Below are 24,093 nucleotides of genomic sequence, written 5' to 3' on the forward strand. Positions count from 1 at the left end.
ATATTTGTATTTATAGTCATTATAGATCAAAAAAAGATTTAATGCAATATATTTTTCACAAAAATAGCATTCGCTCTTAGGTTGATGACAAAGTTATTTTAATTAATATTGATAATTGTCGGTGAATTAGAAATCTAAGTTTGTAGGGGAGGACCTCGTGTCCTCCCGAAGAAAACAAAATTATTGGATTAATTATCCGTACGGATATAAGATTCGCCCCTACGTCTTGTAGAATTGTGGTTTGTCAATAGTCTGATAGCATTAGCTCTTCTTTATTTTCATTACATATGTTTTTTTCTGTATTCAGTTGGAGTCATTCCCGTATAAGATTTAAAAACCTTGCAGAAATAATGCTGACTCTTGTATCCGGTTTTCTCTGATACGTTCAGGCTTGATATGGACGAGTCTGAAAGAATTAGTGATATTGCTTCCTCCATCCTAAGCTTTGTGAGAAATTCAGAAAAACTCATGTTTGTTTTCTTTTTTATTATTCTTGTAAGATAGGACTCGCTCACGTGAAGGTCTTTTGAAATATTGGATAGAGACAGTTCACTGTCTCTGTAATTCTTATATATATAGTCAATTGTTTCATCTGTTATATTAAAATTTTCAGCTGTAGGATAATGACAGTCCTTTTTTTCCTTAACGGCACAATTACATGCCTTTTCTATTACAACAAATAAATTTTTCTTGTCAATTGGTTTAAGCAGATAATCAAACGCCTTAAGCTGAATAGCCTGCTGTGCATATTGAAATTCATCATATCCGGAAATAATTATGAATTTTGTAAATGGTGCATGAACGGACACCTCGCGCATAACCTCAAGACCTGTAAGTCCCGGCATGTTTATGTCAATCAAAACCACTTCAGGCTTTATTTCCTTTATGAGCCTTAACGCTTCAAATCCATTTGAAGCAGTTCCGGAAACATTAAACTTCATGGTGCTTGATTCAATAAGATGTTTAAGTCCGTTTCTGATTGTTGATTCATCATCACATATTAATATATCATACACTTACTTCATCCTCCTCTATCTTGGGCAGACTTACAGTAATTTTTGTTCCTGCACTTTCTCTGCTTTCTATATTTAACCCGTATTTGTCTCCATAATGAAGATATATGCGTTGACTGACATTGTAAAGGCCGTAATTGCTGCTTGTAAGGTGTCTATGAAGATTATCCCTTATATTTGTTAGTTTTTCCTCTGGAATTCCAACACCGTCGTCTTCAACCACTATATTTAAATTGTCATGTTCTTCAAAAATGTTTATGGATATGTTTCCTCTTTTGAGACTTGGTTTAATTCCATGGTATATTGCATTTTCAACCAAGGGCTGGATCAGAATTTTGGGCAGGCACAATTTATACAATCCTTTATCACAACTGATTTCATAATTCAAAATATCCCCGTAGCGGTGCTGCTGTATGCTAAGATAACTTTTCACATGTTCCAGTTCCTTTTCAAGAGTTATGAATTCTCTCCCCTTGCTCAGTGAAATACGGAAAAATGAAGACAGAGACATTATAAGATCTGCCATTTCATGAGCTCCATATTCTAAAGCTTTCCACTGCAATGTATCCAGAGTGTTGTAAAGAAAATGCAGATTTATCTGGGACTGCAAAACCTGAAGTTCCCTTTGCCTCTTTTCCTTTTGATGCTCATATGATTGATTCATCAATTCCTTGATGTCAACAACCATGGCATTGAAATCATCTGCCAGATTTGAAAGTTCGTCATTTCCAGGCAACGTAATTTTTGTTTCCAGATTTCCTTTCCTGACATTCTCCATGGCGCTGCTCAATACTGCAATCCTTTTAGTTGCAGCGTTGCTTACAAAATAACTCACGCTTATGGCAACAAGCAATAGAAGAATCCACATGCTTATGAGTGATTCATTTAAAATCCTTGTGTCTTTGTACAGCTCCGCCTTTTCAACCGATGTGCACAGATACCAGTCATGGCTGTTTGGAATGGGAGCATAAAATGCAACATAACCTTTGTTTTCTTCGGACATTCTTTCACTGGTAAGAGTTCCGTCAGAGTTTTTCGGAATATGAGCAATTATGTCCTGAATCAATGATTCTGACAGTCCCTCGTCCGTATGTGTGTATATGGTGCCTGAACTGTCCACAATCATTGATTTTCCGTTATAAAAAGAAAGGTTGTCCGTTATTTCAGTAAGCTTTCTAAGTGAAATGGCAGCAGCTACAAATCCTATTTTTTCAGAGCTGGTGTTATATATGGGATAACAGGCCACAGTTATCAAGCTTTGGTCTGTTTTTGATACAATAGGTTCACTTATTACATATTCATCATCCGAGTTTAAAATTCTTTTGAAATATTCTCTGTCCGAAACGTCGATTGTCTGGTTTTCATTGATATATTCAAGTCCGTCAAGCTTGTTTATTGAAAATGTTCCATAGTTGTTTCCGTAATAGGAATCCATGTCATTGCTCAGCTGATTAATATATGCTTTGATTGCTTCATCATCCATGGAAACTACTGTTGGAGTTCGGCTGATTGTATGAAGCTCCCTTATTCTTTGGGCCAGCCATGCTCCTGCTTCATTTGCTTTTGATTCAATGAGCTGTGTGCTGAGATTTTCTGTAAGCCTGCTGTTTGTGTAGTTGATGCGTATGCTTATGATAACAGCTGCAATTGAGAATATTGCTGTCAGACATATTGCAAAAAAAACGGTTAATTTTCTTTGTAGTTTCATTTTTACCTCAATAGTTCGTAAAAGTTAAATATTGCGATTTCATATTATAAAGACAAAGCTTTGAAATTATACTACAATGTGAAACGAAAAACAATATACAAATTATAAACAAACGGGAGGAAAAATGAAAAAATTAATATCTATAGTGCTTGCTTTATCAATGGTGCTTGGAATTACAGGCTGTAGCCAGGCAAACACTCAAAAACCATCACAGGAGTCTGCTCAGGAATCATCTATTGATGGAACATACGAAGGAACAGGAACAGGCAAGGGCGGAAATATTGTAGTAGAATTAACAATTGCTGACAACAAAATTTCCGATATAAAGGTTAAAGAAGAACATGAAACAGAAGGATTGAATGAAGCAATGTCCATCATGACTGAAGAAATGATTGCAACAAACAATTTTGATGTTGACGGTGTTACTGGAGCTACAATAACATCAGCAGGATTCAGAACAGCAGTTGCTGATGCATTTTCAAAAACAGGAGCTGACAAAAGCGTGCTTGTTTCCGCTGGAAAAGTTGAAAAGGAAAAAAGAGAATCAGAATACACTTCAGACGTTATAGTAATCGGTGCAGGCGGAGCAGGACTTACTGCTGCAATAACAGCTGCCGATAATGGAGCAAGCGTAATTGTTCTTGAAAAAATGCCAATAATCGGCGGAAACACTCTTCTTTCAGGCGGTGAATACGCAGCTCCGGGAAACTGGATCCAGGTTGAAGAAGGAATCGAAGACAGCGCTGATAAGTTTTATGCAGACATATTAAAAGGCGGAGACAATGAAGGCAATCCTGAACTTGTAAGAATTCTTGCTGACAATGCTCTGGATGGAGCAAACTGGCTGAAGGATGACATTAAAATGGTATTTGAAGATCACATGTTGTTCTTTGGTGGTCATTCAGTTGAAAGAAGCTTGGTTCCAAAAAATGCAACAGGTTATGAAATGATAAGCAAATTAAACGCAAGACTCACAGAAAAAAATATACCTCTTCACAAAAATACCACTGCAGCAGAATTAATTCAAAATGCTGACGGACAGGTAACAGGTGTGAAGGCAGTCTACGACGGTCAGACAATAACATACAATGCAAATAAAGGTGTTATAATTGCAACCGGCGGATTTGGTGCAAGTCTTGATATGAGAATGAAATACAACGAAAACATGAATGAAAAAATTCTTTCAACAAATTCAGTGGGAAGCACAGGAGACGGAATTACATTGGCTGAAAAAATCGGTGCTGAGCTTGTAGATATGCAATACATTCAGACATACCCAACATGCGACACACAATCCGGTTCACTTTTGTATGTAGGTGATGTTCGTATGGAAGGAAGATCTATACTTGTTAACAAGGAAGGAAAAAGATTTGTTGAGGAACTTGAAAGAAGAGATGTTATTTCAAATGCAGTGATTGAGCAAACAGGCGGAGTATCCTACATGTTCTGGGATGAGTCTGCCATGACAGATTCAGGCATGGCAGTTACTCATGAGTCAGAATATAACGGCTTGATTGCAAGAAAACAGTTAGTAAAGGCAGACACAATAGAAGAAGCTGCAGCTTTCTTTGAAATAGATGCTACAGAGCTTAAGAAAACAGTTGAAAACTACAATCAGTATGCTAAAGACGGCGTTGACAAGGAATTCAACAAAAGAGGAACATTGGTTGAATTTGGTCAGGGGCCATACTATATAATGGTTTCCAAGCCTGCTGTGCACCACACAATGGGCGGAATAAAAATCAATTCAGAAGCACAGGTTTTAAACAAAAATGGTGAAGCAATAAAAGGATTGTATGCAGCCGGTGAAGTAACGGGAGACATTCACGGAACAAACAGACTGGGAAGTGACGCCATAGCCGACATCACAGTATTTGGACGCATTGCCGGTCAATCTGCAGCAAAATAAACAAAACAAAATCGCTGGCGTGCCAGCGATTTTTGTTATTATGGTATTATTCTAAATCCTGTATATTCATCTTGTTTATTTCCTGATTGTTTTTTTCCTTGATTTTTTCTCTGCATGCCTTGTAAATTGCCAGATTTATGACTGCAGGAATTAAAAATACAGCAAATGCTGCTAAAATAGGAGCAATATCTCCAGTATATATCATGTTTCCAAAAGACATGAACGCTGCAACAAGTAAATTTATTACAGGAAGAATTAACCCAAGATACTTATTCTTGCTCATGGAAAGAAATATTTGAAGAGCTGCTAAAAGAACTATAATAATTAAAGCAGCTATTAAAAACACCAATACCTTACTCATCATTCAGTCTCCTTTAATTTTTTATATTCAGAAATCAATATTTTAGCTGTTTCAAAATCTATTTTTTCATTGACAGCCATCCTTTTTATGAGGGAAATGTACGGTTCCTTTGCATTGTCTTCACTTATTTGTATCTTTTGAATCAAACGGTCCAGCCTCAGCCTCACTGTGGGATATGTAACCCCGTATATTGCCGCCACTTCTTTAAGAGATCCTGATGACAGCAAAAACTTTTTTATAAATGATATATCTTCTTCCTCCAGATTATTCAGCCATTCTGGCAACACTTCAACACCCATACTTCCACCTCAATTTTTATTCAACATTACTTTATCATTATTTTTAATAATATTAAATATACATCTTAATTTTATTAAAGTCAATGTTGAACAATGTATATTATGATTAAATTTTTTCCATATAACAAAATAAAATTTTATTGTAATATTTCAAAACTTTGATATGATTTAATTATATAAATATTTCAGGAGGCATCCATGAAAAAGCTGACAATCGGTCAGATGGCGCAAATAAACGTCGTGTCTGAGCAAACGCTTCGCTATTATGATAAAATAGGATTATTAAAACCCGTGGAAGTGGATAAAGCTACCGGTTACAGATTTTATTCCATCAAACAAAGCGCCCGCCTTGACATGATTCAGTATATGCAGTCCCTTGGAATGAGCTTGAAGGATATTTCAGATCAGCTTAATAATTGTGATGTTAAGCTTACAAAACATGTGCTTGAGAAAAAAATGGAGCAAATCGACAAACAGATTGAATCCCTGAAGTTTCAAAAAATAGCGCTGCAGCGTGCAGTTGATAATTATGAAAGATACGAGTCTTCGCCGCCCGATGGGACCATTGTGCTTGAATACATTGAAAAAAGGTGGATATACAGCTACACTACCGACACAAACTTTTACAATTTCGGCATTGAAGTTTATGAGGAGCAGCTGAGGAAACTGAAGGAAGACATGGATAGCAAGGGACTTCGCAGCACTTATTTCTGCAATGCAGGAAGCACTGTTTCACAGGAGAACATAATCAGCAGAAATTATGTTTCCGATAAGCTGTTTGTGTTCGTGGATATTGAGAATGTTCCTGAAAAACTGGTGACTGCAGTACCTCCCAACACATACCTCTGTATATACTGCAACAGGTTTGAAATGGAGATACCCTATGCAAACAAGCTATTGGATGAAGCAGTTTTAAGAAACTACATAATTACAGGAGATTACATATGTGAAGTGATTGTTGATTTGCCCGATTTTATCGAAAATGAAAGAGGCATGTTTTTTAAGCTGCAAATTCCTGTAAAAATTTAATTTTCTCAAAAAATATTTCTTGACCTTATAGTTGCAATAACCTTTATAATTTAATCAGAATAGCTCCGATTCTCATGGACCCACGGGGCCTTTGAGAACGACAGGTGGATGGAGCAATCTGTTCGCCCCCCTTTTTGAAAAGGAGCCGCAGCATGTTTTTGCTGCGGTATTTTTGTATTCTTATTTAGAAAGGAGATGTTATGAAAGTAAAGGTAAGACTGACTGGACTTTTGGCTGCCTCATGCGGTTTCAGGGAAAAAATTGTGGAACTTCCAAACGATTTCACAATAGCAGAAGCCATAACATTCATGAATATTCCCGTAAGCGGAATCTGGATAAAAAGCAGCGTAAACGGCAGCCTTAAAAACAAGTCATACGTTCTTCAGGAGAGTGATGAACTTTATCTCTTTCCCATTGGCGGCGGCGGTTAAAAAAATCAGGAGGTGTAAATTGAAACCAGGAGTAATTAAAGTTAAAACGAACAAGGAAGTGTGCCAGGGATGCAGGACCTGCGAAGCAGTTTGTTCCCTGAATCACACGGATGCTGTGTCACCTCAGACACGAGGTATTCAGATTTCAGAACTTGGACAGCTTGGGAAATTCAAAATCACTGTATGTCAGCAATGCTTTGACATGCCATGTGCAGAAGCATGCCCGGAAAAAATAATTGCCCGCAACGCGTATTCGGGAGCCGTTGTAATAGGTGAAGGCTGTATTGGCTGCGGCTCATGTGCAGAAGCATGTCCTTTCAGTGCAATTGTTATGACTGATTTTGACGGTGAAGTTAAACCATTTAAATGTGACTTGTGCGGCGGATTGCCGGAATGTGTTTCTGCGTGCCCCCGTCAGGCGCTGTCGTGGTAGGAGGCTAACATGAAGGGATATAAAAACTGTATAATAAAAGTAGACTTATCAAATGGAAACATTAAAAAGGAACATTTAAATGCTGATTACATCAAAAGGTACTTAGGCGGCGAAGGCTATGGAATTGCCCTTTTATGGAACCACATGCCTCTTGACGCACATCCTCTTTCTCCGGAAAACCTGCTAAGCTTCAACACTGGCCCAATGACAGGAACTCCTGCTCCTTCAGCCTCACGTACCAGCGTGTGCTTCATGTCACCACTGACAAACACCATAGGAGCCTCTAACATGGGAAGCCATTTTGGAGCAGAACTAAAATTTGCAGGTTATGACACTGTGGCATTCACAGGAAAAGCCGAAAAGCCTGTATATCTGCTGATAGACAATGAAAATGTAGAAATAAAGGATGCTTCCTCCCTCTGGGGAATGGATACAAGGGAAACAACTGAAAAAATAAAGGAAGCCGAAGGTCAAGACATCAAGGTATGCTGCATAGGTCAATCCGGAGAAAAGTTGTCAAAACTTGCCTGTATATTCAGCGATGACTGCTTTGCAGGAAGAGGCGGGGCTGGTGCTGTAATGGGAAGCAAGAACCTTAAGGCTGTTGCTGTCCGCGGAACCGGCAAGGTTGAAATTGCAGACACAGATGCATTTAAAAGGGCCTTCAGGAATTCCATTAGAGAACTTCGCGAAGAAGCATACACATGGGGACCTGTTCATGGCTATGGCACTCCTGCATGGGTTGGCGGTGCCGATGACTTCGGAATACTTCCAACAAGGAACTTCATTGACAACAAATTTGAGGAAATTGAAAAGGTACTTCCATACAATCTCTGGAACAACACGGATAAATACAAGGTTGCCAGGAGAACGTGCTACGCTTGCCAGCTTGGGTGCCATAAATATGTTGTTATGGGAGATGTGGAAGTAGGAGAAATGGAATATGAATCTCTTGCTGCATTTGGCCCACGCTGCGGAGTTTCTGATTATGAAAGCATATGTATGGCAGGATATTATACAACAATTTACGGAATAGACTCCATATCAGGGGGCTCTACCATCAGTGCAATAATGGAATGGTATGAAAAAGGTATAATCACCAAGGAACAGACCGACGGCCTTGAAATGAACTTTGGAAACGGTCCTGCAATGGCAGAAATGCTTAGGAAAATGTGCCTTCGCGAAGGATGCGGTGACTTGTATGCAGACGGATCATTTGCTGCAGCCAAAAAAATCGGCGGCAAGGCAATGGATTATGTAATGGCTGTCAAGGGCATGGAAATTTCGGCAACCGACCCAAGGGGCTCTTCTTCCATGACAGTTGCTTTCGGAACAAGTGAGCGCGGTGCCTGCCACATGAGACCATATGCTGCAACAATTGATGCATTCGGATATTTGTATCCTGATTTAGACATAAATGAGCCTAAGGATCCTTTCAGCGACACAGAAGACAAGACATGGCTAAAAGCACTCAAGGAATGCTTTGTTGTTACAAACCTTGCTGGAATTTGTGACTTTAATGTAATAAATGCTGAAATGAAGCCTTCCACCATGGCAGAACTTTATACGGCCATAACAGGCGTTGAAATTGACAAGTATGAACTCCTGAGAACCGCTGAAAGAACAATTGCACTTGAAAGGGCAATAAACTACATCCGGGGATTTAGAAGAAAAGATGACCGACTTCCTAAACGCTTCATGACAGAGCCTGCCACCGGAGGTCCTCCGCAAGGAAGAGTTGCAGACATGGAGGCAGCTCTTGACAAGTATTACGAAGCATGTTCCTATGACAAGGAAACTGCAATTCCAACACTTGAAAAGTATCAGGAACTTGGAATGATGCACATTGCAGAAAAAGTTTACAATCTTATAAAGCAGGAAGCATAATTACTCAAAAAAGCCGTCAATTGTTGTTGACGGCTTTTGTGATAACAAATAACCTTCGACTGTGTCATTCTGAGGGCGTAGCCCGAAAGATGCCCTAACCCTATTTTTCAGCTTTTCTTGAAAAATAGCGGTAGGTCACTCGCAATGAGCACCAAATTTATGTGAGTGAAAGCGAACATATAAATTTGTGTGCGAAACTGCAGAATCTCATGTTTTCAACATTATAAGATGAGATCCTTCGCTAACGCTCAGGATGACTGTATTGGGGGTTGTTAATATTTTGTGCTGTAAATTAATTATTTGGCTAGCTAATCCATGGGCTTCCGGTATCTTTTATTTCCCATTTCCCATTTCTGTATTTAAGCTCCATTCCTTCATAGCCTATGGCTCCCAGTCCTGAACGAAATTTCGAAACATTCATTTTTATGGTATTGTTCTTCATCTGTTCATCTTCCAGGTTAAACAATATCCCTTCCTCAAAATTTGTGTCATTTATATATCCATTCTTTTCAAGCTCCGCGCTTGTGGTATCAAGAACAGTCAGTCCATATTTTTCAAGGTTCTTTAAAAACGTCTTTTTACTTTCTTCTGTGAGGTTCTTCATCTTTGTTGTGTCCACAGCCAGGTACTTGATATTCAGATTCAGTGCCTCGTCTTCGTTGTAAAGCTTATCAATGGCAGCTTCATATGCTCCTGCTGCGTCCGGTGCTTCTTTAGCTGTGCAGCCGCTTATCAATACAACACTAATAATCAATAATATATATAACAGTTTTTTCATAATTACCTCCTTTTTTTATAGACGAAAAAACCCTTGTTTTTGTTCATGGAAATTTTTATTGAAATATAACAAATTGAATGCAATAATAAGGTGAGGTGGTTTTTATGTGCGGAAGATATTATATGGATATTGATGACAAAGAAATCAAAAAAATTGCTGATGAAGCAGAAAATATCATTTACCCGGAGTACAAGAACGGAGAAATATTTCCTTCAAATGTGGCTCCTATATTAATTCACGATAGAGAAGATACACGACCCATACTTGCCAAATGGGGATTCCCAAAGTGGGACGGAAAAGGAATAATAATCAATGCAAGAATGGAATCTGTCCACGAAAGACAGATGTTTAAAAACCTGGCTTCCACAAACAGGTGTATTGTTCCTGCTTCTTATTATTTTGAATGGAAAAATGAAAAAACCTTTAAAACAAAATATATGATAAAAAACCCGGACTCCATTCTTTACATGGCGGGACTTTACAGTGTGGTTCGCCACAAGGACAGGCAGCTTAGCCTGTTTGACGACAACGATACTGATATTTACTACACAATAATAACAAAGAACGCTCATCCTTCCCTGAACTACATACACAGCCGCATGCCTCTCATATTTGACAAACAATATGTGGATGATTACCTCAGCGGGAAAAACATCAAGGAACTTCTTGAAACTGTAAAGGACAACTATGTAAGCGCCGCAGTAAAATAGGAATAACTATAAATAAATACAACCATCTACAGGAGACGTTACTAAAAAAATCTATTTCTGTCATCCTGAGCGATAGCGAAGGATCTCATCTTTTTAAAAACATGAGATTCTTTGAGCAAGCTCTCAGAATGACAGTGAATAAATGTATAAATTTTCAGTTGCCTCCTATAGGCTGGTTGTTTTGTTCTTTTTTAAGTTTTGTAAGCTTAGCTGCAATGCTTTTGAAATCTTCCCAGGAATCCTTTTTAGCTGATTCATTTCTCAATAGGTATGAAGGATGGTATGTGGGCATGAAAAAAATGTCTCCTTTTTTTACAAATACCCCTCTTTGCCTGCTTATGCTTAAGTTTGGGTCAATGAGCTTCTTGGCAGACACAGCCCCCAGGCACACAATTATTTTAGGACGGATGAGTTTTACCTGCCACCTTAAATAATCAATGCATGATTCTGCTTCATCATCCATGGGATTTCTGTTTTCCGGAGGTCTGCATTTTACCACATTGGCAATATATACATCCGAACGTTTTAAATTTATCGCTTCAATCATCTTATCAAGCAGCTGACCTGCTTTTCCAACAAAGGGCCTGCCCTGCACATCCTCGTTATATCCGGGACCTTCCCCCACAAACATTATGTCTGCATGTTCGTTCCCTTCACCGAAAACAACGGTTGTCCTTGTTTCTGCCAGCCTGCACTTGCGGCATCGTGCAGTGAATTTTTTAAGCTCATCCATTGAATACATAAATGCCTCTACAGTGTCAGGTCTATGTGGCAATATCCGTTTGGATTTTTTTCAAGATATTTCTGATGGTATTCCTCTGCAGGATAAAAATTCTTAAGATTTTCCAGTTCTGTAACTATGGGTTTATTGTATTTTTCTCGTTCTCTGTCCATAGACTTGTTTATGGTTGTTAAATCTTCATCATTTGTGTAATAAATTCCTGTCCTGTACTGAGTACCCACATCTCCTCCCTGACGGTTCTGCAGTGTTGGGTCTATAACTTTCCAGAAGTCCTGAAGTATTTTTTCAAGTGTGATTATATTTTCATCATATTTAATATAGACTGTCTCAGCATAACCTGTTGTATTAGTGCAAACCTGTTGGTACGTTGGGTTTTCTGTGTTTCCATTGGCATACCCAACCACAGTTTCAACTATGCCGTTCCTTAAATCCATGTAGGCCTGAAGTCCCCAAAAACATCCGCCGGCCAAATAAATTTCCTTCATATATTTCAGCTCCATTCATCAAATGTGATTATTTTTATATTATTATAATTTTAGCATAAAATACTTGCATATTCCACAATCAAAAAATATTGTTTATTTTTTTACATTTCTTCTTGACATTATATTCAAATATGCTAATATATTAATATAAGAATATTAACGAGGTAGATCATGATAGACTTTAATGACAAAGAAAAAACAAAGCATCTTCTGGCTGAAAAAGCAGAGATGTTCAAGACAATTGCACATCCTGTACGGCTTTGTATATTGGCAATGCTCATAAAGGAAGAAAAAAGCAATGTGACTGAAATTCAGTGCTGCATAGACGTTCCTCAGCCAACAGTGTCACAGCACCTTGCGAAACTAAAATCTGCAGGCATTGTTTCTGCAGACAGGAACGGAACAGAAATAATTTATAAAATCAAAAATCAAGAAGTAAGACATATTGTAGAAGAAATTCTGCAATAAAAAATAGGAGGAAATGATGAGTAAAAAAATAGTTATTATCGGCGGCGTGGCAGGCGGAGCCTCTACAGCTGCAAGACTTAGAAGACTTGACGAAACTTCAGAAATCATAATGTTTGAAAGAGGTTCATACATTTCATACGCCAACTGCGGTCTTCCATATCATATAGGAAATGTTATTAAGGAAAGAGACTCACTTCTGGTAACAACTCCGGAAGCCATGTCAAAAAAATACAACGTTGATGTAAGAATAGATTCTGAAGTTATATCCATAGACAAAGAAAACAAGAAGGTTCAGATTAAAAAAGTAAAAACAGGTGAAACTTATGAAGAAAGCTATGACACTCTTGTAATATCAACAGGTTCTTCACCGCTTAAGCCACCTATTGAAGGAATAAACTCTCCTGGAATATTCACCCTCTGGACAGTTCCGGACACTGATGAAATCAAAAAATTCATAAGCGAAAGACAGCCTAAGAATGCAGTTGTAATAGGAGGAGGCTTCATAGGATTAGAAGTTGCTGAAAACCTCCATGCAGCTGGCCTTGAAGTAACTGTAGCTGAAGCAATGGACCAGGTAATGGCTCCTGTTGATTATGAAATGGCACAGCTTGTTCAGAACAACATGGTTGCAAACAAGGTTAATCTCATTCTTGGAGATGGTGTTTCAAAATTTAAGAGTGAAAACGGAAAGGTTACTATAACTCTGGCAAGCGGAAGAACTCTTGAAGCAGACATGGTCATTTTATCCATAGGTGTACGTCCAAATGGACAGCTTGCAAAGGATGCAGGTCTTGAAATGAACCAGAGAGGCGCAATTGTAGTTGATAAATACCTGAAAACTTCTGATTCAAACATTTATGCCCTTGGGGATGTTATAGAGGTTGAAGAATATATAAACAAAGGAAGAGCCATGATTGCTCTTGCAGGTCCTGCAAACAAACAAGGAAGAATATGCGCCAACAACATTTATGGTGCCAACGAAGAGTACAAAGGAACTCAGGGAACATCTGTTGCGAAGGTATTTGATGTTACAGTTGCATCAACAGGTACAAACGAAAAGACATTAATAAAAATGGGCATGACTGAAGGCAAGGATTACCTTACAGCTATAATCTCCCAGAAGTCACATGCAGGTTATTATCCAGAAGCATCTGAAATGATTTTGAAGCTTGTGTTCTCTGCTGACGGCAAGAAAATATTCGGAGCTCAAATAGTGGGTGAAGACGGAGTTGACAAGAGAATTGATACAATTGCAACAACCATACGTCTGGGCGGAAGCATTTATGACCTCAAGGAACTTGAACTGGCATATGCTCCTCCATATTCCTCAGCAAAAGACCCTGTAAACATGCTTGGATTTGTGGCTGAAAATATAATTCAAAACAAAGTGAAGTTATCAAAATGGAATGACATAAATCCTGAAGTAAAAAATGACGTTACAATCCTTGACATCCGTGAAGAAGCTGAGCTGATGGTTCTTGAAATTCCAAACTCTGTAAATATTCCTCTTGGACAGCTGCGAAAAAGATTAAATGAGCTCAATAAGGACGATAAAATAATTGTGTTCTGTGCAGTTGGAGTTCGCTCATACAATGCAGCAAGAACATTGATGGAAAACGGATTTAAAAATGTAACTGTATACCCTGCAGGAACTAACTTCTACAAACAGGTGTACTACAATTTCTTCAATAAAACAGAAAACAGAATGAGCACACCCCCTGCAGCACAGGAAGAAGTAAAAGTAAATTTTAACAACGCTGCAGCACCAAAAGCAAAAGCATCCATACAGGTTGACTGCAGCGGACTTCAGTGCCCGGGACCTATAATGAAAGTCTATGAAACAATTAAGAAAGTTGAAGACGGAGATATTATTGAGGTTTCTGCAACAGATTCAGGCTTTGCCAGAGATGTGGAAACATGGTGCCGCAGAACAGGCAACACTCTTCTGGGTGTTGAAAAGAAGGGCAAACTCAATGTTGTTACTCTTCAGAAAGGAATTAACAATGCACCTGCTGCAACTGAAGTAGCAGCAAGCAATATAGGAGTTCCTGTTCCTGCCAATGACGGAAAAACATTAGTAGTTTTCAGCGGTGACATGGATAAGGTTCTGGCATCATTTGTAATTGCCAATGGTGCAGCAGCCATGGGAAGACCTGTTACAATGTTCTTCACATTCTGGGGATTGAACGTGTTGAGAAAAACAGAAAAGCAAAATGTTAAAAAACCTCTTATTGATGCAATGTTTGGAATGATGATGCCTCAAGGCGTAAGCAAGCTTAAGCTTTCCAAAATGCACATGGGCGGAATGGGAACAGCGATGATGCGCAAGGTGATGAAGGACAAAAACATTGATTCACTGGAAGACCTGGTTAAAAAGGCAATGGACAACGGAGTTAAAATGATTGCATGCACCATGTCCATGGATGTAATGGGAATAACAAAGGAAGAATTAATTGACGGAGTTGAATTTGCAGGTGTAGGAACATACCTGGGAGATGCTGAAGAATCCAACGTAAATTTATTCATATAAACAACAAAAGACCGCAAATGCGGTCTTTTTGTTTTGACTACAAAACCTGTACTTCAAAAGCCGTAGTCTGAGGCGGTATGCTCATGGTCATGAATGTTGCATGGATTACTCTTACAAAATCTCCTATTCTCAAATCTCTAAGCCTTATCTGTCTTCCTCTTCTGTCTCTGATTACAGTGGAATCAGTGATAACAAATCTTATCTGGCTGTATATGTCGTTAGGATTTCCAGTGTACAAAAATCTGTTATTTAAATCAACATCAAGAACCATTCCTTCTGTAACATGAGTTTCTTCCATTCTGTTTACAACTGTTATTCTGTAAGCTCTTGACTGGGGAGGCATACTTCTTGTCATCATTGCTGAAAACTCAGCATCCACTGTCATTCCCTGCCTCAAATCCCTGAAGGACATAGGGTTACCAAATGCATCCCTTATTACTGTATCCCTGTCAACTGCCAGCACTACAACCTGTTCATTCATGCAGTAGTCATTAGTATCTCTGTAGGATATTGTAACAAATCCTGTTCTGTTATCCATGCTTATATTTTCAATAACAGCATCTTCTGCTCTCATTACATTGCCCCTGTCAGGCCAGAATCTTTGATTATATATTAAATCATCCATATTACACCTCATATTGAAATTTATATATTCATATATATTCGTAATGTATATTTTGGTGTATAAAAAAGCCGCTGATTTCTCAGCGGTTAGGTTGATGGCAAAGTAACTTTCGACGTTGTCATTCTGAGGGCTTAGCCCGAAGAATCTCAGGTTTTCAATAAAAATGAGATCCTTCACTATCGTTCAGGATGACTGCATCATGGTTTGTCAATAGTCTGACCGCTGATTTCTCAGCGGTTAGTTATTGTTGCCTTGAAGAACAGCTCTTGCTGCATCCGGAACAACCGGAACAGCTAGCACCGTTTTTCTTTTGTTTCCTCATGTATACTATTATAAATGCAGCTATTGCTGCTATTGTTCCTACTATTAATAAATCTGCACCATTCATATTAACCTCCTATGAATAAACTGCCAATTTGATAAACGAGCGTTCCTGCCGCAAATGCAGTCAGTGTCTGATATAAAGCAGTTAACACTGCATACTTCATTGAGCCTAACTCCCTCTTTGTTGCTGCAAAAGCAGCTATGCACGGCATGTACAAAAGCGTAAATGTAAGAAATGCATATGCGCTTAATGGAGTGAACATAGTGTTTAAAATTGCCGAAAGCTGAATGTCGGTTCCGGCTCCCGTAAGAACTGTCAGTGTGCTCACAACGGCTTCCTTTGCAGTCAATCCTGTTATGAGAGCTGTTGAAGCTCTCCAGTCGTTGAATCCCAAAGGTATGAACAAAGGAGAAATCAAAGTTCCTATGGAAGCAAGAATGCTCATTGTGCTGTCGCTTACCATGTTCAATGACCAGTCGAAGCTCTGCAGGAACCATATTATGATTGTTCCCAGGAATATTACCGTAAATGCTCTTTGTATAAAATCTTTTCCTTTTTCCCACATGTGTACCAATACACTTTTTCTTGAAGGAATTCTGTATGCAGGAAGTTCCATTACAAAGGGAACAGGTTCACCTTTGAATATTGTGCTCTTTAAAAGAAGTCCAGATAAAATGGCTGTAAGGATGCCCGTCATATAGAGAGCTATCATTACCAAGGCTGCATTTTCCGGGAAAAATGCCATTGTAATCATTCCGTAAATTGGAAGCTTGGCGCTGCATGACATGAACGGTGTAAGCACAATTGTCATTTTACGGTCGCGTTCACTTGAAAGGGTCCTTGTGGCCATAATTGCAGGAACGCTGCACCCAAAGCCTATGAGCATTGGAACAAAACTTCTTCCCGACAGACCTATTTTTCTAAGCATTTTATCCATTAAAAATGCAACTCTTGCCATGTATCCGCTGTCTTCCAGAAGTGAGAGGAAGAAAAACAATATTACTATGAGAGGAAGGAATGAAAGCACGCTTCCAACTCCTGCAAATATTCCATCAATTACAAGTGAGTGAACCCATGAGCTTACCTGTGCTGCATTCATTGCTTCAGAAACAATTTCTGTGAATGCTCCAATGGCTGTTTCAAGGTATCCCTGCAGCGGCGCTCCTATGGCTCCGAATGTTAACCAGAACACAAAAAACATTATGCTGAAGAATATTGGTATGCCCAAATATTTGTGGGTTAAAATCCTGTCTATTTTTTCAGAACGAATCTGCTCTTTTGTTTCCTGTTTTTTAATCACGGTATCCCTGCAGACTTTTTCTATATATGTGTATCTCATGTCTGCAAGTGCTGCTTCTCTGTCTGTATCAAGGGCCTTTTCCATGTCCTCAACAACATGACTTATTATGTGTGATTGATTTTCAGAAATGCCAAGCTCTCTCATAGTAGGCTCGTCCCCTTCAACAAGCTTTGTTGCTGCAAATCTTAAGGGGTAGCCTGATTTTTCAGCCTGCTCCTCTATGAGATGGGATATGGAATGAATTGCCTTGTGAACTTCGCCTGTGCAGAAATCAAGTTTCTTAGGGGATTTCTTCTCCAAGGAAGTCTTCATGATCACATCCACAAGCTCTGAAATTCCTTCACCCTTGCTGGCTGATATAGGAACAACAGGAATTCCCAAATGGTCCGATAGTTTTTTTACATCTATTGAATTACCGCTGGCTTTCACTTCATCCATCATATTGAGGGCAATTACCATGGGAATTGATAACTCCATGAGCTGCAGCGTCAAATACAGGTTTCTTTCTATGTTTGTTGCATCGACAATATTAAGTATTAAATCCGGGTGTTCCTTGAGAAGAAAATCTCGTGTTACAACTTCCTCCATTGTATATGGAGACAATGAATAAATTCCAGGCAAATCCACAAGGTACGCATCCTTATTCTTTTTTATTTGCCCCTCTTTTTTTTCTATTGTCACCCCGGGAAAATTTCCAACGTGTTGATTGCTGCCTGTCAGATTGTTATAAAGTGTTGTTTTTCCCGAATTTTGATTTCCTGCCAGGGCAAATACAAATTTCATATGCTGAATACCTCTTTCAGTTCAATTTTCGATGCTTCTTCTTTTCTTATAGTCAAGACATAGCTTCTTAAAGACAATTCTATGGGATCACCCATTGGAGCAACTTTTCTTACCTGAACTCGGGTGTTGGGAGTCAACCCCATGTCAAGAAGCCTTCTCCTGAGAGCCCCCTGCCCGCCTATTGCTGTAATTACTCCGCCTTGACCAGGCTTTATATTGTCTAGAGTCATCATATTTCTCCTTTTCATGATTATTCGATATTGATAATCATTATCATTTACTTTATCTGTATTATATTACTGCCCATATGAATTGTCAACAGGTTTTAAAGAATATTTATGTTTTTTTAGCTGCAAATATATTATATATCTTTACAGACTTTTCAGGGCGTGGCATAGCGCAGTCTCAATCACCAATTTATCTGCTCACTATCGTTCGCATAAATTGGGATTTCGTTGCGTTTGACCTACCGCTGTTTTTCTCTCCCTACGGTCGGAAAAACAGGGTTAGGGCATAAAAAAAAGGCAGTTATGCCTTTCACTTTATATCATCAGTGTTTGAACCATATACTTCTATTACCGGCATTACAAACATGAATCCGACACCCGGTTCTTTGAAATAATCAAGTTCTTTTTGTATTTTTTCTGCTACGGCGTCAAGTTTTTCCCTATCCTTGATAATGCTGAAAACTATCTTGCTGTAGGGTTTTCTCCCGTCAATAAGCTTCCTCATGCTTGCAAGCATGGGTACATTTATATTGTGGTCCAACAGCACCTTTCCCATTCCCTGGCTGTCAATTGTTGTTGCACCAATTTCTTCCTCATAAAACACTTCATGTATTTCATCAAGCTTGTAAATGTCATTTAAAATCAATATCAAAGCAAACATTTGAACCTCCCCTAATCGTGCTGCCCTGTCATTATACCATATGAATTTTTACTATTCAATACATGCATATTAAATATTTGCATTAATATTAATGCCTTCATTTAGCTCCAGAACAACAACTTCTGACGAATTAACCTTGCTTTTGAAATAAAACGGGTCTGCCTTAATAAGACCAAAAGTATCGTAATGTATGGGAACTGTAATCTTTGCCTTAATAAAACCGGCAGCAATTGCAGCATCATCAGCGTCCATGGTGTAATTTCCTCCTATGGGAAGAAAAGCAGCATCAATTTTTTCGTCTTCAAGAAGCTTCATATCCAGTGTAAGACCTGTATCTCCTGCATGATATACTTTTATACCCCCAACTTCTATAATAAAGCCGCAGGGATTTCCTCCGCAAATGATGGTTCCTCCATCAGATATTCCTGAGCCGTGCAGAGCATTTGTCATCTTTACGGTTCCAAAATCGAACTTCCTTCTGCCTCCTATGTGCATGGAGTGGGTTCTTACTTTGAACCTGTTAAGATATGCGCAAATTTCATGGTTAGCAATGATAAGCGCATTGTTAGCCCTGGCGATTTCAACAGCATCTCCAATGTGGTCTCCGTGACCGTGAGTGACAAAAATGTGTGTTATATCAACGAGACTATCCACGCTTGTTTTGCTTAAAGGGTTACCGGAAATAAAAGGGTCTATAATTCCCTTGAAATGTCCTTCCTCAATTAATAAAGCCGAATGCCCAAGATAAGTAAGTTTCATTTAAATCACCGTCCTTTATAATGTTTATTTTATAATACAATTATATACAAATAAAATCAACAAAAAAATCCCGATAAAATCGGGATCCATGTTATACAGTCTGTGTATTTTTCTTGCCAAGGTAAGCTTCCTGAACCTTTTCGTCCTTTATGAGAGATTTTGCATCTCCTTCCAGGGTAACAACTCCTTGCTCCAGTACATATGCCTTGTCGGCTATTGAAAGAGCCTTGAATGCATTTTGCTCCACAAGAAGTATTGTCTTGCCCATATTTTTTATTTCAATTATTATGTCAAATATTGTGTTTATAAGTAGAGGCGCCAGTCCCAGGGACGGTTCATCAAGGAGTATGAGGTCCGGATTGGACATCAGTCCTCTTCCCATGGCAAGCATTTGTTGTTCCCCTCCTGACAGAGTTCCTGCTATTTGATTTTCTCTTGCCTTAAGGATTGGAAATAACTCAAAAATTCTTTTTTTGTCCTTTTCGATGTCATTTTTATCATTTCTTAAAAATGCACCCATATTGAGGTTTTCCATAACCGTAAGGTTTGCAAATATGATTCTTCCTTCAGGCACCTGGCATATTCCTGCTTTCACTATTTTGTGGGCTTGTTTTGGAAGTTTATCTCCCTTGTAGGTTATTTCACCTTCCTTGTATTTTACAATACCGCTGATGGAATTTATGAGGGTTGATTTGCCTGCTCCGTTAGAACCTATTATTGATACAATTTGTCCTTCATCAACATTTATGGAAACTCCCTTAAGAGCATGAATTCCTCCGTAATAAACATTTAAATTATCAACCTTAAGCATCTTGTACCTCCTCTTTTCCAAGATAAGCTTCTATTACTTTCTTATCTTCCTGAATTTCCTTCGGAGTTCCAATAGCCAGAGGGATGCCGAAATTAAGCACAAATATTCTGTCACACACTCCCATTATCAAATCCATGTGATGCTCAATTATTAAAACCGTAAGGTTGAATTTGTTTCTTATTTCCTTGATAAGCTCCATAAGCTGCAACGTCTCCTCAGGATTCATTCCGGCTGCAGGTTCATCAAGGAGAAGCAGTCTTGGCTCCAGTGCCAGTGCCCTTGCTATTTCAAGCTTTCTTTGTAGTCCGTATGGAAGATTTGATGCAACAATATCTTTGTATTCCCAAAGTCCCATGAGTTTCAAAAGCTGTTCCGTCTTGCTGTTAAGCAACCTTTCCTGCTTCTTGTATTTTCCTATTCTCACAACACTGTTCCATAGGCTGTAATCAGCAAGCTTATGGCATGCAGTCAGCACATTGTCATATACAGTGAGCTTTTTAAACAGCCTTATGTTCTGAAACGTCCTTGTTATACCCATGTTGGCTATTTCAAAGGGCTTAAGCCCTGCAAGCTTTTTATCATAAAAATAAATTTCTCCTTCAGTCACGCTGTAAATAGCTGTAATAAGATTGAATATTGTTGTTTTTCCCGCGCCGTTTGGCCCTATAAGACCGAATATTTCTCCTTCTTCGATGCTGAAGTTTACATTGTCAACTGCCGTGAGGCCGCCGAATTTTTTTGTAAGTTTCTTAAGAGAAAGCACACTCATGATTTTACCTCCTCTTTTTTGATTTTCCTGTTTTTAATTGCAAGTGAAATTTTCTTGAAGCTTATTTCTTTTCCTCCCATTAAACCCTGCGGTCTTGTAATCATGATGAGAATTACTGCAGCTCCATATATTACAAGTCTCCAGTCCGAGAAACTTCTCAATATTTCCGGAAGGAAAGTTAAAAGCACTGTTCCAACAACACTTCCTGAAATGCTTCCCAATCCTCCGAAAATAACAATTATTGTCATTTCTGTGGACTTCACCATCTTGAACATTGTAGGCTGAATGTACCCCAGGTAGTGGGCAAGCATTCCTCCTGCAATTCCTGCATAAAGTGCGCTAATGGCAAGTGCAGTCAGCTTGTATTTGAAAACATCTATTCCAATAATCTGTGCTGCCATTTCTTCTTCTCTTATGGCGACCATGTTCCTTCCGTGCCTTGACCTTATAATGCTCACAAGCACAAATACTGCAACAATGTTTATTAGAACAACATTTAATAAGGTTGTAGTTCCTTCTGTAGGTATTCCTGAAAGTCCTCTTGCTCCTCCAAAATACTGCAGGTTGTCAAGAATGAGTCTTGTAGCTTCACCAAACCCAAGTGTGGCAATGCAGAAATAGTCACCCTTTAGATTAAGTGTCAGTTTACCAAGAAACAGACTGACAATCATTGCTGCAATTCCTCCAATGAGAAGAGCAGGTATGAAAGGAACAGCAAATTTCATTGTCATGGTTGCAGCTGTATATGCTCCTATGGCCATGAATCCTGCATGTCCGAAGGAAAACATTCCGGTGAAACCTGTTAGCAAAGAAAGTCCCAGAACCGTCATTAAGTTTATTCCTGATAGTATTAAAATACCTGATATATAACCCCAGCTCATGATAACCTCCTATGCCTTGTCTTCCGTATTTTTGCCCATGAGTCCTGTTGGCTTTGCAACAAGCACAAATATCAAAAGAGCAAATGCGATTAAATCTCTGTACTGAGATGAAAAGTATCCAGACACCATTGTTTCAATGAGACCCAGTAATATGGAACCTATAACAGCTCCCTGAAGACTTCCAAGCCCGCCGAAAACAGCCGCTATGAATGATTTTGTGGTGATGTTTCCTATCTGTGGATATACTGTGTACTTCATGCCGAAAAGCATTCCTGCAAGACCGGCAAGTATACCTCCCATTGCAAATATTATGAATATTACCATGTCCACGTTGACTCCCATGAGTGTGCTTCCCTTGATGTTGTAGGAAGTAGCTCTTATAGAAAGCCCTATCTTTGTTTTTTCAATTATAAATATCAAAGCAGCCAGACTCACTGTAGATATAACAAACATTAAAAGATCTATTCTTCCTAATGCAATATTCCCAAGCATTATTGGCGTCGTTGAGAAAATAGCGGGGTAGGTCCTGAATGTGGGACCTATTGGTGATGCGATTACTATATTTTCAAGAAATATTGATGCTCCCATTGCAGATATAATAAAATACAAAAAAGGTGCATTGCGCTTCCTCAAAGGCCTGTAAACCACTCTTTCCATGCTTACGGCCAAAAGTCCGGAACCGATGGCTGACAATAAAAATGCTACAAAAAAAGGTACATTTAACAATGTGAGGCAAAAATAACCTATATACGCGCCAATCATAATAACCCCGCCGTGGGCGAAGTTTGAAAAGTTCATTATGCTGTATACAAGAGAATAACCCACTGCCATGAGAGCATAGACACTTCCTATGGACAATCCGTTAACAACCTGCTGCAAAAATCCGCTCATAAAAACCTCCTGCTGATTTTGAAACGAAGGCGGGATATACCCGCCTCATTTTATTCAACTCCGTATTTTTCCTGAAATACATAGCCGCCGTTTTCTATTTTAACTATTGCAGCTTGTTTTCCTACTGGATTATGATTTTCTTTGCTCAACTGAATTGTTCCTGTAACTCCCTTCACTGAAACCTGAGTGAGGGCTTCTGTTATTTTAACAGGATCTGTGCTGTTTGCAGCTGTAATGGCAGCCTGCAATAGCAAGAATGCATCATTTGCCATGTATCCGTTTAGTTCCATGGACAGATTGTATTTTGCCTTGTAAGCATCCTGCAGAGGTTTAACTTCTGGGTCGTTGAAATCCAAATGGTTAACTATGTAGCTTCCTTCAATTGCATCCTTTGCCATTGTCATCAGCTGGTCTGAAGGCCATCCGTCTCCGCCCACCAATGTTGCTTTAATTCCAAGTTCTCTTGCCTGGTTTGCACTAAGAGCTACTTCTTTGTAATAATATGGCATCAATATTACATCAGGATTAGCTTCTTTGATTTTGCTAAGCTGTGGTCTGAAGTCAACATCGCCTTCCTTGAAGCCTTCTTTTGCTACAATTTTTCCGCCCTTTTCTGTAAATGTTTTTTCAAAATATTCAGTGAATCCCTGTGAATAGTCGCTTGCTACGTCATAAAGCACTGCTGCATTTTTTAATCCTAACTTGTCATAAGCATAGCCTGCTGCAACAGCTCCCTGATATGGGTCTATGAAGCATACTCTGAAGTTGTATTCTTTTACTTTTCCATCATCACTTACTGTAACTTTAGGGTTAGTTGCAACTGTTGCAATATCAGGAACCTTGTATTGTTCCAGAACTGCAGAAATGGAAATTGCCTGTCCGCTGGCATTCGGTCCCAGAATTGCTACAACACCGTCTTGTGTTATGAGTCTCTTTGTAGCATTTACTGCTTCAGCAGCATCGCCTTTTGTGTCATAATAAATTCCTTCAACCTGTTTTCCCAATATTCCGCCCTTTGCATTTACTTCTTCAATAAGCATTTTTATTGTGTTGCTTTCACATGTTCCCCATACGGCCTGGTCTCCTGTCAATGATCCTATCCAGCCGATTTTAATTGTTTCTCCGGCAGGAGCAGCTGTCTTGCCTCCGCATGCGGAAAGCAGCATTGTTAAAATCAATAATAAACTTACTAAGGATAAAACTTTTTTTCTCATAAAACCCTCCTGAAATTATGTGTATAAAGTTTTGTAAATATTCCTTATGCAAACGTTTATGTCT

The 24,093-nt window shown here is 38.9% G+C and carries 26 protein-coding genes; 8 read left to right on the forward strand and 18 right to left on the reverse strand.

All coding sequences use genetic code 11. The annotated features are described in order from the left end of the window. Positions 1 to 281: 281 nt before the first annotated feature. Together LY60_RS07455 and LY60_RS07460 are read right to left on the reverse strand one after the other, a co-directional pair. On the reverse strand, positions 282 to 1,016 hold the full coding sequence (locus tag LY60_RS07455; RefSeq protein ID WP_145082028.1) for a response regulator transcription factor: 735 nt from the start codon (positions 1,014 to 1,016) through the stop codon (positions 282 to 284). After that, positions 1,009 to 2,721: a sensor histidine kinase gene (locus LY60_RS07460; protein ID WP_145082030.1), complete on the reverse strand. Its 1,713-nt coding sequence runs from the start codon at positions 2,719 to 2,721 to the stop codon at positions 1,009 to 1,011. The genes LY60_RS07455 and LY60_RS07460 overlap by 8 nt, the downstream gene beginning before the upstream one ends. Before the next feature lie 124 nt (positions 2,722 to 2,845). On the opposite strand from LY60_RS07460, the gene LY60_RS07465 reads away from it, so the two are divergent. Further along, positions 2,846 to 4,630 (forward strand): flavocytochrome c, encoded by a 1,785-nt coding sequence (locus LY60_RS07465; protein WP_145082032.1) that lies wholly within the window; start codon positions 2,846 to 2,848, stop codon positions 4,628 to 4,630. Positions 4,631 to 4,676: 46 nt separating this feature from the next. Here LY60_RS07465 and LY60_RS07470 read toward each other — a convergent pair whose 3' ends face one another. Both LY60_RS07470 and LY60_RS07475 read right to left on the reverse strand, forming a co-directional pair. Next, positions 4,677 to 4,991 (reverse strand): hypothetical protein, encoded by a 315-nt coding sequence (locus LY60_RS07470; RefSeq protein WP_145082107.1) that lies wholly within the window; start codon positions 4,989 to 4,991, stop codon positions 4,677 to 4,679. Continuing rightward, complete coding sequence (locus tag LY60_RS07475; protein WP_145082033.1) at positions 4,991 to 5,290, reverse strand: DUF2089 family protein; 300 nt, start codon at positions 5,288 to 5,290, stop codon at positions 4,991 to 4,993. The genes LY60_RS07470 and LY60_RS07475 overlap by 1 nt, the downstream gene beginning before the upstream one ends. 198 nt (positions 5,291 to 5,488) lie before the next feature. Here LY60_RS07475 and LY60_RS07480 point away from each other — a divergent pair, with 198 nt between their 5' ends. The 4 genes from LY60_RS07480 (at position 5,489) to LY60_RS07495 (ending at position 9,070) form a co-directional block, all read left to right on the forward strand. Beyond that, on the forward strand, positions 5,489 to 6,319 hold the full coding sequence (locus tag LY60_RS07480; protein ID WP_145082035.1) for a MerR family transcriptional regulator: 831 nt from the start codon (positions 5,489 to 5,491) through the stop codon (positions 6,317 to 6,319). 200 nt (positions 6,320 to 6,519) lie between these two features. Continuing rightward, the gene (locus LY60_RS07485) at positions 6,520 to 6,750 is read left to right on the forward strand and encodes a MoaD/ThiS family protein (RefSeq protein ID WP_145082037.1); all 231 of its coding nucleotides are present in this window, start codon (positions 6,520 to 6,522) and stop codon (positions 6,748 to 6,750) included. A 19-nt stretch (positions 6,751 to 6,769) separates the two neighbouring features. Beyond that, entirely contained in the window at positions 6,770 to 7,183 is a 414-nt protein-coding gene (locus LY60_RS07490; RefSeq protein WP_170226134.1) for a 4Fe-4S dicluster domain-containing protein, read from the forward strand. 9 nt (positions 7,184 to 7,192) lie between these two features. Beyond that, positions 7,193 to 9,070, forward strand: coding sequence for an aldehyde ferredoxin oxidoreductase family protein (locus tag LY60_RS07495; protein WP_145082041.1), 1,878 nt, complete (start codon positions 7,193 to 7,195; stop codon positions 9,068 to 9,070). Between the two features lie 304 nt (positions 9,071 to 9,374). Here LY60_RS07495 and LY60_RS07500 read toward each other — a convergent pair whose 3' ends face one another. Continuing rightward, on the reverse strand, positions 9,375 to 9,848 hold the full coding sequence (locus LY60_RS07500; protein ID WP_145082042.1) for a hypothetical protein: 474 nt from the start codon (positions 9,846 to 9,848) through the stop codon (positions 9,375 to 9,377). 104 nt (positions 9,849 to 9,952) lie between these two features. Between LY60_RS07500 and LY60_RS07505 the strand changes: the two genes are divergently transcribed. Further along, on the forward strand, positions 9,953 to 10,558 hold the full coding sequence (locus LY60_RS07505) for an SOS response-associated peptidase (RefSeq protein ID WP_145082044.1): 606 nt from the start codon (positions 9,953 to 9,955) through the stop codon (positions 10,556 to 10,558). Positions 10,559 to 10,712: 154 nt separating this feature from the next. On the opposite strand, the gene LY60_RS07510 is transcribed toward LY60_RS07505, so the two are convergent. Continuing rightward, positions 10,713 to 11,291, reverse strand: coding sequence for a uracil-DNA glycosylase (locus tag LY60_RS07510; RefSeq protein WP_342783527.1), 579 nt, complete (start codon positions 11,289 to 11,291; stop codon positions 10,713 to 10,715). A 17-nt stretch (positions 11,292 to 11,308) separates the two neighbouring features. Then, on the reverse strand, positions 11,309 to 11,785 hold the full coding sequence (gene msrA, locus LY60_RS07515; RefSeq protein ID WP_145082048.1) for a peptide-methionine (S)-S-oxide reductase MsrA: 477 nt from the start codon (positions 11,783 to 11,785) through the stop codon (positions 11,309 to 11,311). Between the two features lie 171 nt (positions 11,786 to 11,956). Between msrA and LY60_RS07520 the strand changes: the two genes are divergently transcribed. Further along, positions 11,957 to 12,253, forward strand: a complete 297-nt coding sequence (locus tag LY60_RS07520; RefSeq protein WP_019230219.1) for an ArsR/SmtB family transcription factor — start codon at positions 11,957 to 11,959, stop codon at positions 12,251 to 12,253. Positions 12,254 to 12,269: 16 nt separating this feature from the next. Continuing rightward, positions 12,270 to 14,783 (forward strand): FAD-dependent oxidoreductase, encoded by a 2,514-nt coding sequence (locus LY60_RS07525; protein WP_145082050.1) that lies wholly within the window; start codon positions 12,270 to 12,272, stop codon positions 14,781 to 14,783. Positions 14,784 to 14,820: 37 nt separating this feature from the next. On the opposite strand, the gene LY60_RS07530 is transcribed toward LY60_RS07525, so the two are convergent. The 11 genes from LY60_RS07530 to LY60_RS07580 form a co-directional block, all read right to left on the reverse strand. Beyond that, positions 14,821 to 15,408 (reverse strand): hypothetical protein, encoded by a 588-nt coding sequence (locus LY60_RS07530; protein WP_145082053.1) that lies wholly within the window; start codon positions 15,406 to 15,408, stop codon positions 14,821 to 14,823. A gap of 241 nt (positions 15,409 to 15,649) precedes the next feature. Next, complete coding sequence (locus LY60_RS07535; protein ID WP_145082055.1) at positions 15,650 to 15,796, reverse strand: FeoB-associated Cys-rich membrane protein; 147 nt, start codon at positions 15,794 to 15,796, stop codon at positions 15,650 to 15,652. 1 nt (position 15,797) lies between these two features. Then, complete coding sequence (gene feoB / locus LY60_RS07540; RefSeq protein ID WP_145082057.1) at positions 15,798 to 17,816, reverse strand: ferrous iron transport protein B; 2,019 nt, start codon at positions 17,814 to 17,816, stop codon at positions 15,798 to 15,800. Then, positions 17,813 to 18,049, reverse strand: coding sequence for a FeoA family protein (locus tag LY60_RS07545; RefSeq protein WP_145082109.1), 237 nt, complete (start codon positions 18,047 to 18,049; stop codon positions 17,813 to 17,815). The genes feoB and LY60_RS07545 overlap by 4 nt, the downstream gene beginning before the upstream one ends. A 304-nt stretch (positions 18,050 to 18,353) precedes the next feature. Further along, positions 18,354 to 18,704 (reverse strand): hypothetical protein, encoded by a 351-nt coding sequence (locus LY60_RS07550; RefSeq protein ID WP_019227874.1) that lies wholly within the window; start codon positions 18,702 to 18,704, stop codon positions 18,354 to 18,356. Positions 18,705 to 18,773: 69 nt separating this feature from the next. Next, positions 18,774 to 19,463, reverse strand: a complete 690-nt coding sequence (locus LY60_RS07555) for a metal-dependent hydrolase (RefSeq protein ID WP_145082059.1) — start codon at positions 19,461 to 19,463, stop codon at positions 18,774 to 18,776. 91 nt (positions 19,464 to 19,554) lie between these two features. Next, on the reverse strand, positions 19,555 to 20,274 hold the full coding sequence (locus tag LY60_RS07560; RefSeq protein WP_145082061.1) for an ABC transporter ATP-binding protein: 720 nt from the start codon (positions 20,272 to 20,274) through the stop codon (positions 19,555 to 19,557). Further along, entirely contained in the window at positions 20,267 to 21,043 is a 777-nt protein-coding gene (locus LY60_RS07565; RefSeq protein WP_145082063.1) for an ABC transporter ATP-binding protein, read from the reverse strand. Before LY60_RS07565 ends, LY60_RS07560 begins: the two co-directional genes overlap by 8 nt. Next, positions 21,040 to 21,924, reverse strand: a complete 885-nt coding sequence (locus LY60_RS07570) for a branched-chain amino acid ABC transporter permease (protein ID WP_145082065.1) — start codon at positions 21,922 to 21,924, stop codon at positions 21,040 to 21,042. Before LY60_RS07570 ends, LY60_RS07565 begins: the two co-directional genes overlap by 4 nt. Before the next feature lie 9 nt (positions 21,925 to 21,933). After that, positions 21,934 to 22,815 (reverse strand): branched-chain amino acid ABC transporter permease, encoded by an 882-nt coding sequence (locus LY60_RS07575; protein WP_145082067.1) that lies wholly within the window; start codon positions 22,813 to 22,815, stop codon positions 21,934 to 21,936. Positions 22,816 to 22,865: 50 nt separating this feature from the next. Further along, positions 22,866 to 24,029, reverse strand: a complete 1,164-nt coding sequence (locus LY60_RS07580; protein WP_145082069.1) for an ABC transporter substrate-binding protein — start codon at positions 24,027 to 24,029, stop codon at positions 22,866 to 22,868. Positions 24,030 to 24,093 lie beyond the last annotated feature (64 nt).

It is taken from the genome of Sedimentibacter saalensis (assembly GCF_007830175.1).
In the GTDB taxonomy this organism is placed as follows: domain Bacteria; phylum Bacillota; class Clostridia; order Tissierellales; family Sedimentibacteraceae; genus Sedimentibacter; species Sedimentibacter saalensis.

Excerpts from the sequence above, each read along its gene's own strand:
- LY60_RS07520 (WP_019230219.1), top strand. The coding sequence starts at position 11,957 with ATGATAGACTTTAATGACAAAGAAAAAACAAAGCATCTTCTGGCTGAA.
- LY60_RS07545 (WP_145082109.1), bottom strand. The coding sequence starts at position 18,049 with ATGATGACTCTAGACAATATAAAGCCTGGTCAAGGCGGAGTAATTACA.
- LY60_RS07485 (WP_145082037.1), top strand. The coding sequence starts at position 6,520 with ATGAAAGTAAAGGTAAGACTGACTGGACTTTTGGCTGCCTCATGCGGT.
- LY60_RS07480 (WP_145082035.1), top strand. The coding sequence starts at position 5,489 with ATGAAAAAGCTGACAATCGGTCAGATGGCGCAAATAAACGTCGTGTCT.
- LY60_RS07505 (WP_145082044.1), top strand. The coding sequence starts at position 9,953 with ATGTGCGGAAGATATTATATGGATATTGATGACAAAGAAATCAAAAAA.
- feoB (WP_145082057.1), bottom strand. The coding sequence starts at position 17,816 with ATGAAATTTGTATTTGCCCTGGCAGGAAATCAAAATTCGGGAAAAACA.
- LY60_RS07510 (WP_342783527.1), bottom strand. The coding sequence starts at position 11,291 with ATGGATGAGCTTAAAAAATTCACTGCACGATGCCGCAAGTGCAGGCTG.
- LY60_RS07465 (WP_145082032.1), top strand. The coding sequence starts at position 2,846 with ATGAAAAAATTAATATCTATAGTGCTTGCTTTATCAATGGTGCTTGGA.
- msrA (WP_145082048.1), bottom strand. The coding sequence starts at position 11,785 with ATGAAGGAAATTTATTTGGCCGGCGGATGTTTTTGGGGACTTCAGGCC.
- LY60_RS07555 (WP_145082059.1), bottom strand. The coding sequence starts at position 19,463 with ATGAAACTTACTTATCTTGGGCATTCGGCTTTATTAATTGAGGAAGGA.
- LY60_RS07550 (WP_019227874.1), bottom strand. The coding sequence starts at position 18,704 with ATGTTTGCTTTGATATTGATTTTAAATGACATTTACAAGCTTGATGAA.
- LY60_RS07570 (WP_145082065.1), bottom strand. The coding sequence starts at position 21,924 with ATGAGCTGGGGTTATATATCAGGTATTTTAATACTATCAGGAATAAAC.
- LY60_RS07525 (WP_145082050.1), top strand. The coding sequence starts at position 12,270 with ATGAGTAAAAAAATAGTTATTATCGGCGGCGTGGCAGGCGGAGCCTCT.
- LY60_RS07535 (WP_145082055.1), bottom strand. The coding sequence starts at position 15,796 with ATGAATGGTGCAGATTTATTAATAGTAGGAACAATAGCAGCAATAGCT.
- LY60_RS07495 (WP_145082041.1), top strand. The coding sequence starts at position 7,193 with ATGAAGGGATATAAAAACTGTATAATAAAAGTAGACTTATCAAATGGA.
- LY60_RS07460 (WP_145082030.1), bottom strand. The coding sequence starts at position 2,721 with ATGAAACTACAAAGAAAATTAACCGTTTTTTTTGCAATATGTCTGACA.
- LY60_RS07500 (WP_145082042.1), bottom strand. The coding sequence starts at position 9,848 with ATGAAAAAACTGTTATATATATTATTGATTATTAGTGTTGTATTGATA.
- LY60_RS07475 (WP_145082033.1), bottom strand. The coding sequence starts at position 5,290 with ATGGGTGTTGAAGTGTTGCCAGAATGGCTGAATAATCTGGAGGAAGAA.
- LY60_RS07565 (WP_145082063.1), bottom strand. The coding sequence starts at position 21,043 with ATGAGTGTGCTTTCTCTTAAGAAACTTACAAAAAAATTCGGCGGCCTC.
- LY60_RS07530 (WP_145082053.1), bottom strand. The coding sequence starts at position 15,408 with ATGGATGATTTAATATATAATCAAAGATTCTGGCCTGACAGGGGCAAT.
- LY60_RS07575 (WP_145082067.1), bottom strand. The coding sequence starts at position 22,815 with ATGAGCGGATTTTTGCAGCAGGTTGTTAACGGATTGTCCATAGGAAGT.
- LY60_RS07580 (WP_145082069.1), bottom strand. The coding sequence starts at position 24,029 with ATGAGAAAAAAAGTTTTATCCTTAGTAAGTTTATTATTGATTTTAACA.
- LY60_RS07470 (WP_145082107.1), bottom strand. The coding sequence starts at position 4,991 with ATGAGTAAGGTATTGGTGTTTTTAATAGCTGCTTTAATTATTATAGTT.
- LY60_RS07560 (WP_145082061.1), bottom strand. The coding sequence starts at position 20,274 with ATGCTTAAGGTTGATAATTTAAATGTTTATTACGGAGGAATTCATGCT.